9 protein-coding genes are annotated in these 12057 nt (G+C 38.5%); 4 read left to right on the top strand and 5 right to left on the bottom strand.

Annotation, left to right across the window (positions count from 1 at the left end; genetic code table 11):
• Window positions 1–323 precede the first annotated feature (323 nt).
• The 5 genes from QZ265_RS06750 to QZ265_RS06730 all read right to left on the bottom strand — a co-directional run bounded on the left by QZ265_RS06750 (window position 324) and on the right by QZ265_RS06730 (window position 7021).
• A complete protein-coding gene (locus tag QZ265_RS06750; RefSeq protein ID WP_296404651.1) occupies window positions 324–1040 on the bottom strand; it encodes a TetR family transcriptional regulator in 717 nt (238 codons plus the stop codon).
• 317 nt (window positions 1041–1357) lie between these two features.
• On the bottom strand, window positions 1358–2824 hold the full coding sequence (locus QZ265_RS06745; protein WP_296404649.1) for a deoxyguanosinetriphosphate triphosphohydrolase: 1467 nt from the start codon (window positions 2822–2824) through the stop codon (window positions 1358–1360).
• A gap of 196 nt (window positions 2825–3020) precedes the next feature.
• Window positions 3021–4112, bottom strand: coding sequence for a redox-regulated ATPase YchF (gene ychF / locus QZ265_RS06740; protein ID WP_296404647.1), 1092 nt, complete (start codon window positions 4110–4112; stop codon window positions 3021–3023).
• 205 nt (window positions 4113–4317) lie between these two features.
• On the bottom strand, window positions 4318–5241 hold the full coding sequence (locus QZ265_RS06735; RefSeq protein ID WP_296404645.1) for a phosphodiester glycosidase family protein: 924 nt from the start codon (window positions 5239–5241) through the stop codon (window positions 4318–4320).
• A 34-nt stretch (window positions 5242–5275) separates the two neighbouring features.
• Window positions 5276–7021, bottom strand: coding sequence for an FMN-binding glutamate synthase family protein (locus QZ265_RS06730; RefSeq protein ID WP_296404643.1), 1746 nt, complete (start codon window positions 7019–7021; stop codon window positions 5276–5278).
• Between the two features lie 658 nt (window positions 7022–7679).
• Between QZ265_RS06730 and ndk the strand changes: the two genes are divergently transcribed.
• The 4 genes from ndk to QZ265_RS06710 all read left to right on the top strand — a co-directional run bounded on the left by ndk (window position 7680) and on the right by QZ265_RS06710 (window position 11892).
• Entirely contained in the window at window positions 7680–8111 is a 432-nt protein-coding gene (ndk, locus tag QZ265_RS06725; protein WP_296404642.1) for a nucleoside-diphosphate kinase, read from the top strand.
• A gap of 363 nt (window positions 8112–8474) precedes the next feature.
• Window positions 8475–9686, top strand: a complete 1212-nt coding sequence (rlmN, locus tag QZ265_RS06720; RefSeq protein ID WP_296404640.1) for a 23S rRNA (adenine(2503)-C(2))-methyltransferase RlmN — start codon at window positions 8475–8477, stop codon at window positions 9684–9686.
• Between the two features lie 226 nt (window positions 9687–9912).
• Entirely contained in the window at window positions 9913–10776 is an 864-nt protein-coding gene (locus QZ265_RS06715) for a tetratricopeptide repeat protein (RefSeq protein WP_296404638.1), read from the top strand.
• A gap of 246 nt (window positions 10777–11022) precedes the next feature.
• Window positions 11023–11892, top strand: coding sequence for a helix-turn-helix domain-containing protein (locus QZ265_RS06710; RefSeq protein ID WP_296404636.1), 870 nt, complete (start codon window positions 11023–11025; stop codon window positions 11890–11892).
• Window positions 11893–12057: the final 165 nt, after the last annotated feature.

Here is a 12057-nt window from a genome sequence, read left to right as displayed (position 1 = left end):
TCTTACTCTTCTTCTCATCATTTCTAAACGTTGCACTTCATCGTTGAATCTAAGAGTTATATAAACGCTTGAATAAGTTATATAAATGCATGAATAATAGAACACTATATAGCCCATTAGTATCATAATAGCCATCAAAAAAATAAATTAAAGAGCGGTTATCATTTTGAGTAACGAATAATAAATATCTATATTATAAGTCTCTAATTTTAACCGGTCATAGTAAGTCATTTAAAAGGTTTGATTTTCAATCAGACGCTTCGTCAACTTAATCACCTTATTTACCATAATCAACGCAGTCAAAATCTTTAATTAACGACCAGTTAATCGTCTGCTAGCAAGGTAGCTTCATTAGAGCGCCAGTTTTCTGCGCCATAAAATAACATTTGTGCTTGTCTAGCACATTGACGCAGCATTTGCTCTTTTTTATCGTGTGTAACTTTGATATCTTTTTCTTCATCATAAGCTTGAGAGTAGGTCAGATCTAACCAATCAATAATCCAAGTTAAGAATAAGTTTAGCCCTGCCTCAGCTAGCAGGCGTCTGTCTTCAGCATTGATATGTTGAAATGCTGGCTGAATGCCTAAGTCTTCCCCCATAATATTAGCAAACAATTTGATTTGTGCATTTATAGCATTGCGAACCGATTCTGACCCGCCAAAACGTTCACTGACTAAGAACTGCCAATAACGGGGGTGCTCGTCAATAGAGGCAAAGAATAATTGAATGCTTTTGGCAATTTGGCGGTCATAGCTACGTCTACGACCCATCTGTAAGCCACTGCGCAAGGTTGAAAGCGCTTCACCCAACTCTTCTTCTACCAAACAACGGCCTAATGATTCCATATCATCAAAGTGACGATAGAAGGCTGTTGGAACGACGCCCACTTCGCGAGTGACTTGACGCAAACTAATTGATGAAAAAGATTGACCCATCATACACAGGTCTAATACCGCATTAAAAAAAGCTTGACGAGTCTGCATCTTTTTTTGTTCGCGGCTGTTTAAGTTATTGCTGATCAATGAATTATTGTTAGTCATAGAATTGCTATTAGTTAAAGTTGTCTTGCTAGAATCAATATTGTTAAAATGAACGTTGCTAAAATCAAGGTTGCTAGAATCAGTGCTGCTGGTCATGATAAACAATCTCAGTCAATAATAAGTTTTAATGTAGGTCACAAGCAGTGTGCATACAATCCTTAACTTACAGGTTTTTGTAGGGGTTCACGCATAAAATAATTATAGAATTACTAGTTGAAGGTAAAGACTAAATCAATCAAATCATGTTTGTGAATACCCTTCAAATTTTACTAAAGAAGAAGTAAACGTCTTTACATTCTTGCGCCGTATTTTTAAGCTTACCATACTTTATCGCCAATGCCATTTAAATCCTGTGCCAGTCGGTAGGCTTCATGATCGTTCATACCCGTCAAATAATCTAAAATATTTAAAGCATTTTCATAGACATCCATTCCTAGTTCACGATGTAAGGTATGCAAATGCTGATTTAACAATTGATTTAAATGCTTTTGTTCAAAATGTGGTGATTGTTGGGTAATAGGTAGCAATGCCAAAGGCATAAAGGCATCCAATAAAGTCTGTAGGCAACGGTTGGCCATAAGTTCCATACGTATTTTGCTAGGGTGGGCAAATATTTGATTTGAAGCAAGATTTTTGGCTTTATTGATGCCTTCACTGACGCTAGGCTCGCTGTGGTCGAATAGACTGCCTTGCATTTCACCTGCTAGCATTTCATCGGCATGAGCGACGAAAGCTTCTGTTACTTTATCTACCAATCGCATCATAGCTCTCCCCCGTAAGGCAGCTAGCTTTTGTACAATAGGCGCATTATTGGTGACTTCAGGTGGTGCGCCTCGCGAGCCCATCAGGCCTAACATTAATGGCTCAACATCTTCATAGCCAATCATATTCAAATGAATGCCATCTTCTAAGTCAATAAGCGCATAACAGATGTCATCTGCCGCCTCCAATAGATAGGCCAAGGGATGCCGAGCATAGCCGTCATGGTCAAGCGCATACGGCAGTCTTAATTGTCCTGCTAATTTGTCTAAAAGATTGGCGTCATTGTAGAAGATGCCATACTTTTTAATGTCTAAAGCTCGAATAGGGGTGGTAGATTGGCCTTGTTCATCAATCTTAATTTGATTGCTTTGCTTTGCCAGCCAAGGGTATTTCATAAAGGCACCTAAGGTAGCACAAGTCAGACGCATGCCCCCACGGTCAGGATGATGTTCATTACGAGTTAATAATCTAAAGCCTTGTGCATTGCCCTCATAACCTTGCAAATCTAAACGCTGAAAAGGGGTCATGTAACTTAAAAATTGTTGCTGGCTAGGCTGATTGAACCAATCTCTAATGGCGTATTCGCCGGCATGACCAAAAGGCGGGTTACCTATATCATGGGCAAGACAAGCCGCTTGAACAATAACGCCGACATCTCCCACACTAACGCCGCGTGGCAGTCCCTCAGGCAATTTGTCATGTAACTTCTCAGCTGCCATCATCCCTAAAGAGCGGCCAATACAGGACACCTCTAATGAGTGAGTCAATCGAGTATGGATACCCATTTTATTGGTTAACGGGTGAACTTGGGTTTTTTGGTTTAATTGTCTAAAAGATTGAGAAAAAATAAGACGATCATAATCTTTGTGAAATGGGGTACGTGATTTTTCTTGCGATCTGTCCTTTTTTATACTACCCAGACGGCGGTCAGTTAATAAATAAGACCAGCGCTTGTGAGCCGAAATGCCTTTTAAGTTTGAATTATTCAAATCTGAGTTTAGATTAAGGTTAGGCTGAGTCATATATCACCAATCAACAATAAAGGAACAAGTTTCATTAGCATAACAGAAAAAGCCGATAAGTTAACTTATCGGCTTATTTCAGTTATCTTGTTCAGCTGCAACCCGTAAAGCGTTCAGGGTAGTCTAAATCAAAGTCTAGTAAAGCTTAAAAAGACAATAAAAATTAAAAGGACAGTAGAGCTTAAATAGACATAATTTAGACGTTAAATCTAAAGTGCATTACGTCGCCATCTTGCACAATATAGGTTTTGCCTTCCAAGCGAGATTTGCCAGCAGCAGCAGCGCCTTTTTCACCATTGTGTTCAACGAAGTCCTCATATGCGATGACTTCAGCACGAATGAATCCACGTTCGAAGTCGGTGTGAATCACACCTGCAGCTTCAGGAGCTGTAGCGCCCACTTTGACGGTCCACGCACGTACTTCTTTTACACCAGCCGTAAAGTAAGTTTGCATATCTAGTAACTTGTAACCAAAACGAATCACTTGATCTAGACCAGCTTCCTCCATACCCATGCCTTCTAAGAAGTCAGCTTTATCTGCCTCGTCTAATTGAGCGATTTCTGCTTCAATTTGATTGCATAAAGGCAGAACCATAGCGTCTTCTTTGGCAGCATACTCACGTACTGCATCTAAATATGGGTTGTTTTCAAAACCATCTTCACTGACGTTAGCGATATACATGGTGGGCTTTAAAGTAATTAAGCCATAGCTTTTGATCAGTTTTTTCTCATCATTGTCTAAGTTAGCAGCTCGAGCTGCTTTACCCTCTGCCAATAGCGGTTCGATTTTTTTGAAAACGTCTAAGGCGGCCTGTGCATCTTTGTCGTTGCCTTTGGCCTTTTTGGTTAGGTTGAAGATAGCACGTTCAACGGCTTCTAGATCAGCCAAAGCAAGCTCAGTATTGATAGTTTCAATGTCATCGATAGGACTAACACGACCATCTACATGAATCACATTGTCATCGTCAAAACAGCGAACCACGTGGGCAATTGCATCAGTTTCACGAATATTGGCTAAAAATTGGTTACCCATGCCTTCACCTTGTGAGGCCCCTGCCACCAAGCCTGCAATGTCTACAAACTCCATACTAGTCGGCACAACCCGTTCTGGTTTTACAATTTCAGCCAACTTATTTAAACGTGGATCAGGTACAGGAACGATACCTACATTAGGATCTTTGGTACAAAAAGGAAAGTTCTCAGCAGCGATACCTGCTTTGGTTAAGGCATTAAATAAGGTTGATTTTCCAACGTTTGGTAAGCCCACGATGCCACAATTAAAGCCCATGTCCTGTCTCTCTTAATCTGATTTGCTAATAAAGGTAAAAAAATAATAAGGTAGAATAATACAGCTTAATACGATAACTAAAACTAATAAATAGATATGAAAATTGGTATAGATATGAAAATTGCTATAGAAGATTACTCAATAAAAATATTTGAATAAATAAAATAGCGCGTATTGTAGCAAAAATTGTCAGAGTAAGGGTAAGCTATTGCTTCTCATTACTATGATCCTCGATGAGTCCTACCATAACCCCCATATTCTTATTGTCTTGATAGGAAATATCTGGCGCATAAAGTGCAGAGGCGATACCACCATCTAAAAATAGAGCACTATTACATTTTAAATCTTCTTTAAATAAGCTTGCGAATTGATAAAAAGTGACCGGCACATTACTTGTCACAAATTTGATACTACCATCCTCACAGATACCGACACCATTTCGAATCTTAGTAGAGGTACTATTGGGATCAAATTTGGGATGGATGTTACCGTCTATGACCAACATCGGCCCTGACTGAGTGGCATACCAAGGACTTGCAGACCCATTTTGCAACATCTTATCAAACTGATGACTTTCTGTAATAAACACTTGATTATCTTTGTTCCACCACAGTACCCCATTGGGCATCAAATGAAAGTTACCCGCGCCTTCTTTAAGGTTCAGCGATAAAATTTGCTTGCCTTGAATAACTGTAAAGCCGATAGGGCCAAATTCCTGATTGTACATGCCTGCATTGGTGGCAAACTTTAGCTCGCTACTTTTGGGTAAATCTGCTAGTAAATTATTGAATGTATATAAGGGATTAATAGACTGATCTTGATCGACAATAGGCGCATTAATCTCTGTATTTAACGCTTGCAATTTGCCTGATTTCCAAAATAAATGTAAAGATAATGGCGAGTTGGCTTTGGTTAAGTTTTGCTGTGATACTTGGCATAGTGCATAAGCAAAAGGTGCCGAATTAGATTCACAAAACTTTTGCGCTGGTATAGCTGATTCCTTTACCGACTCAATTAACGCGTCAAACTCTCCTTCTTTACAGCCTGACAGTAATACAGGAGCCCCTAAAGTGAACGTTACTATTAACAGGAAGGTCTGTATTCCAAAAAGTGACGTTGGTTTCTTCATATAGAGGCCTTTACCATGCTAAAAATTTGACCAATTAAACGTCAATAGGGAACTGTGGGTGATTGTCATGAAGTTGGTTTTTTTTGTGAGTATTCTGTGAGTCATGATTATATGCCACGTATGCTTCATTATCGGCTTTGAAGCTGTCTGGATCTGCCATTGCCCACATTTGGTTATAGATGTCTGCTCGAGCATTCATGTTCAATAATGCGCCTTTATCCATAAAGTAAAAACATCTGGACAATAGCTTAATTGATCCATCGTTCATGCGTCTTGCAACGTGATAAGGATGCAGATCATAAGGATGCGATAAGCCCACTGCGCCCACGAAGTTTGCCAAAGATTTTATTGTATTCTTATGAAAATTTGCCACACGTTCAGACTTACTAGGCACATCTAAAGCCATTTGACGGTAAGGATCTTGAGTGGCTACTCCAGTTGGACAAGTGTTGGTGTGACATGTGCGAGATTGAATACAACCCACCGCAAACATAAAGCCTCGAGCTGAGTTACACCAGTCTGCACCAAGCGCAAGCATTTTAGCGATATCAAATGCTGAGATGATTTTACCGCTCACCCCAATTTTAATTTTATCACGAATATTTGCACCCACTAAAGTATTATGTACCAATAAAAAACCATCAATTAATGGCATACCAAAGCTGTCCATAAATTCTACAGGAGCTGCACCAGTACCGCCTTCTGCACCGTCTACCACTATAAAATCAGGATAGTTATCCTCTTCAATCATTGCTTTGACAATAGCCATAAACTGCCAAGGTTGACCAATACATAGCTTAAAACCCACCGGTTTACCGCCAGATAGTTCACGAAGCTGCTGCCAGAAATGTACTAGCTCTCGTGGGGTGCTAAAAGCTGAGTGGGTCGAAGGTGATATGCAGTCCTCTCCCATCGGAATTAGGCGTGTTAAAGCGATTTCTTTGGTGATTTTTCCAGCGGGTAACACACCGCCTTTACCAGGTTTAGCGCCTTGAGACAACTTAATCTCAATCATTTTGACCTGTTCTTGTTTCGCATTTTCAACAAACAATTCAGCATCAAAGTTACCATTCTCATTGCGACAGCCAAAGTAACCAGTACCAATCTCCCAGATTAAGTCGCCCCCAAATTTGCGATGATAAGGACTAATAGCGCCTTCACCTGTATCGTGAGCAAAACCTCCCATTTTAGCGCCTTGGTTTAAGGCCATAATGGCATGACCTGACAAACTGCCGAAGCTCATTGCCGAGATGTTAAAAACAGACATAGAGTAAGGCTGCTTACAACGCTCGTTACCCACAATAATCCGGAAATCTTCAACATCTAAATGATGACTGGTTTGCGATTGCAAAAACCATTCTTTGTCTTTGGCATATAAATCATCAAGGGTACCAAAAGCAAGGGTATCACTGACATTTTTAGCACGTTGATAGACCAAGGCTCGTTGTTGACGAGAAAAAGGCACTTGTTCTTTGTCATCTTCAAGAAAATACTGACGTATTTCAGGACGATAGCTTTCTAAAAAATAGCGGATATGACCTAAGATCGGGTAGTTAAATAGCACCGCATGCTTAGATTGCACTAAATCATAGATACCAACAAATACCAATATCATAGCCAATAAAGCAAGCCACCAGATATGCCATAAAATAGCCATTATGGATAGTAAAACCATAACAACCAGTAAGCCGTATCGTTTAACAACCCCTACTTGATATTGGCTATCGTTATGATCATGAGTTTTTGATTTAGATGTGATAGCGGCTTTCGATTCTAACATAAGATATCCTTCGTCACTTTTGTAATAATATGGCTATGATTAATATAAGACTTAGTGAATACAAAGCTACTTTAAGGTCCAAAAAATAAAAACGGCTACCAACTTATATTAGTAACCGCTGACAGACTGTTGTGAATCGTTAGCTGCTGTTAAGCGTAAAAGACTAATGACGATAATTTAGAGATATTCAGTTGGAAGCGATTTATTGTTTGAATTTCACTAAAAAAATTTATATCGTTAAATTTAAGTATTAACCAAAAGAGTTTTAAATCCATTATAGCCAATAAAATATGTCAAAACTAATCTTAGTTACTTATATTTAGAATGACATAATAATTATATAACATTAAAAAAGAACAATAGTTCAATTAATTAAAAAACAATAGTTCAATTAATTAAAAAACAATAGTTCAATTAATTAAATTAGATAAATTCGCTAAATTGCTATGATACTCATCCAAATTTAAAGGTTGAAGTCATAATATGGCTACTTTAAAATGAGTTCGTTTTTTTTCTGTCATTTAATCAATGAGTCGTTATAATAAGCTCAGTTTGAAGACATCCTCTATATTAAAATGAATATTTAAAATGAGGTGCTTCCAAAACTATAAAATTATATCGTTTTTTATTTAAGTCAACCCACCTTGAGGAGCTAAACATGGCTATCGAACGTACTTTATCAATCATTAAACCAGATGCAGTAGGCGGCAATCACATCGGTGCTATTTATAGCCGTTTTGAAGACGCGGGTCTAAAAATTGTTGCTGCAAAAATGCTACATCTTGATAATGAAAAAGCAGGCGGTTTTTATGCTGAGCATAAAGAGCGTCCATTTTATAACGATCTAGTTTCTTTTATGACTTCAGGTCCAGTCGTTGTATCTGTACTTGAAGGCGGAAATGCGATTGCTAAGCATCGTGAAATTATGGGTGCTACTAACCCAGCTGATGCGGCAGAAGGCACAATCCGTAAAGATTTCGCTACTAGCATAGATGAGAACGCAGTACATGGTTCTGACTCAGCAGAGTCAGCAAAACGTGAAATCGCCTATTTCTTCGGCGAAGACGAAGTTCTAGACCGTACTCGTTAATCTTAAATAGTAAACTGTTTTTATCTTTATAAACCGATTTTTTACTGATTTTATCGTCATAAAAATTTCGGTTAAAGCAGCACTCTTAAACGGTTAAGTCTTCAGGCTTGGCCGTTTTTCATTATTAATTCACAGCTTAAGCTATAAGATCTTGTTATCATGTACTCGTTAAGCTTTAAAATCAGACGAAAACTATTTAAACTTAAATTTTAAGTTATAATAGCCTCCTTTATGCTAATAAATAGCTAAACTAAGACACAGCTAAGCTATGACATGGCAAATAAGATACAGCCCGCATTTAAACGATCAACTATGATCGCATCTATAATAACCCACATATCCTATTAGGTTAGTTAAGTCATCATGACCAAAATTCCAATGCAGCCTGCTGACAGTACGCCAGCCACATTTAATCCTAACGAAGTTGAGTCGATCAAAACCAATATTTTGGGAATGAGTCAACAGCAGTTAGGCGAGTACTTCAAGCAAATAGGTGAGAAGCCATTTCGAGCCACTCAGGTTATGAAATGGATTTATCAGCATGGGGTAACTGACTTTGAAAAAATGACCAATTTATCTAAAGGCTTACGCGAGAAGCTGAGTGAGCAGGCATGTGTTACAGCGCCAGAAGTAGTACATAAAGAATTTAGTGAAGATGGGACACGTAAATGGGTGTTTAAAGTGGCAGGCGGCTCATTGGTTGAAACTGTACTTATTCCTGCTGATGACAGTAAGGTCAATGGACGTAAGACTTTGTGTATTTCGTCACAAGTCGGCTGTGCTTTGGACTGTAGTTTTTGTAGTACAGGCAAACAAGGCTTTGAGCGTGATTTGTCTGCCGCTGAAATTATTGGTCAATTGTGGGTAGCCAATGCCTCTTATATGGAAGGCGTGGACAGCTTAGGATGGCACAATAATGTCACCAACGTAGTGATGATGGGCATGGGCGAGCCATTATTGAACTATCAACCAGTTGTGTCAGCTATGAGCCTAATGCTATCTGATCATGCTTATGGGCTATCAAAACGTCGCGTTACTTTGTCAACTTCTGGCGTAGTGCCAAAAATGTATGACTTGTACAAAGATATCGATGTGGCATTGGCTATTTCACTGCATGCCCCTAATGATGAGCTGCGTAATGAGCTGGTGCCTATCAATAAGAAATATCCATTAAGCGAGTTGATTGCAGCGGCCAAAGCCTACGTACATGACAACAACCCTCGCCATAAAAAGCACGTTACTATTGAGTATGTTATGCTTGCAGGGGTAAATGACAGTGATATGCATGCGCATCAATTGGTGGATTTATTAGAAGATTTGCCGAGTAAAATAAACCTTATACCGTTTAATCCTTTCCCACATGCGCCTTATGATCGCTCAAGTAATAATCGTATCCATGCCTTTAGCAATATTTTAAATAATGCAGGCTTTGTTTGTACCATTCGTCAGACTCGTGGTGATGACATTGATGCAGCTTGTGGCCAATTGGTGGGTCAGGTGGCAGATAGAACTCGCCGTTCAGCCAAGTGGCAAGAAAGTATTAAATCTCGTCAAGCTGAGCAGCCACAAGGTTAACTGTTTTATAATGTAAAATTCTTCAATTTGTATATTCTAAAGTTTTCTAATAGACAGTTTTGAGACTATTATGGCTATAAAAAAATGAGATAACTGCTTTCATAGCTATTAAAGTGGCCTAATTCTAAATATTTTTAGGTTTTTGGTGCAGAAATAAGGTTAGGCCGTTACAATACGACTCGTGTGGTGTTATATTTAGCAATAAGTAAACTATTTAGGGATAAAAATGATCGGCTTTGCTCAGAACCTATTAACTGCTGAGCAACTGCATCGGCTTTATCTATGTTCTAAAAATGGCCTGATTAAGGTCATAAAAAGGAATGCTGTTTTTAACTCTGCTTCTATTTTTAAGCAGATTGCGATTCTAAAGCAGCTTGTAATTGTTAAACAAATCCTTAAGTTAGGAATTGCAACTTATGTAATGGTGGGTGTCATAGGCTGTCAATCTGTCTCTTTTGATTCATCTGCGACGAGTTCAAAGGCGTTTTATTCTGGTGAACAGGCCAATGAAATCGCTACAATTAGAACGCAGATGGCCGCACAGTATTTAAAGAGCAACGACTTGGACGAGGCCAAACGTCAGTTAGAAAAAGCATTGGCTGTCAATAATCGTTATGCCCCTGCCTATGATATGATGGGGGTTTTGTTGCAAACTGAGGGTAGCCGCTTAAACGTTGTTAAAGCAGAGAGTTATTTTAAGCAAGCATTGGCTTTAGACCCTAAGTTAATGAAGGCTCGCAATAATTATGGTGTTTATTTGTCACAGTTAGGGCGAGATAAAGAGGCAGTAACTCAGTTTGAAATAGCAGCAGCGGCTTTGGGATATGAAGGTCGCATCAATGCATTAGAAAACTTAGGACTTACTGCTTTAAAGTTAGGGGATTATAACTTAGCGACAGATACCTTTATTAAGATTTTAGAGCGTGACCGCAATAACTTATTGGCACATTTAGAACTGATAGATTTGTTGATAATTAATAACCAGATCTCCCAAGCCACAACCTTATATACTGAAATGTTGGCATTTATTGGAGACAGTGAGACCAACAATCCTAGAATTATTCAACAAGGGTTGAAGTTGAGTCTTTAGTTTAGTTCCAAATTATAATTTTTAATTTTAAATAAGTTTTAAGTAATACCGTAAGTTATTAAATATTTAGCAAATTAAAAAAATTAACAGTAAGTTTTTGGCTCACCGACATATTGCGTGGCAGCTTTAGCTAATTTAACGCGCTAATTTAAAGCAATAATGTAAAGAAATAAGTTAATGCAATAATTTAACGTATAGTGAAGAAGCCAAAAAGCTTAAAATTTGGATTCGTTACCCAGAGGCATCATGGAAATCGATAGAAAAGACCCGTTAACCCAAACCCTAGATACATCTAATCAAACCTTCGGCTCGTTTGGCAATCAACTCAAGCAAGCGCGCATAAGTCAGAATTTGACACTAGATGATGTGGCGGCTGAATTGTTTATATTGCGTCGTCATCTTGAAGCAATAGAAGCAGAAGACTTTACTTCATTACCACAGGCAGCATTTGCGCGTGGTTTTGTAATAAATTATGCGAAGTTTTTAGGTTTAGATTCGGATCAAGTTGTAGATAGTTTCAATCGGAATTATCCGGATGCGCTAAAAAAGAAAAGTGTTGATGACATCGAATCTCCTTTGAAGCCTATGGGCACCTTACAACGAGAAGGTCGACGTGCTATTCGTTTTAATCCGTTATTATTATTGGGTTTAATTGGCCTTATTATTCTAGCGGTATTTTTGATTCGTACTATTTCCAATGCAAAAGATGCCTCACAAGAAAAGCAGCCTAATACTGGCGTTGTAGATAATATATCTGATAGTGAGCAGTCTGCCGGTGCAGCTGTAAAAACTACCGTGGTGGATAGTGGTAATAATTTAGGCAGTTCAGGATCGGCTTTAAATCTTGATTCTACGGCAGCGGCTACAGCTACTGGTGAAGACGCTACTTTAGATTTTTGGGTTCAAGGTAACTCGCCTATAACGGTGATTGACGCGACAGGTAAAACTTTAATTAGTGGCGAACAGAGCCGTGGCAGTTATAAGTTAGCCGGTAAAACTCCGTTTAAAGTTCAAATTGGGAATGTATCAAATGTAACTTTAAATTTAAATGGTGAGCCAATTAAGCTAAGTGAATTTGCTCAGAATAACCAAGCTAATTTTAGTTTAGCACCCTAGTTAACTCAACTAAAAATATTTCTGATATCAGTATTGTACTTATCAGTAGCACAGATCAGAGCCGTAATAATCAGTATTACAATAAAGAGTAGTTCAATTAGGGCGTGTCCCTATATGGATTATGAGTCTAAAAATGAGATAGATTTTTGTCAAACACGAATAATT

Source organism: Psychrobacter sp., assembly GCF_018260395.1.
GTDB lineage: Bacteria > Pseudomonadota > Gammaproteobacteria > Pseudomonadales > Moraxellaceae > Psychrobacter.
The sequence above is the reverse complement of the archived record's forward strand: the minus strand, read 5'-3'. Positions and strand labels throughout refer to the sequence as shown.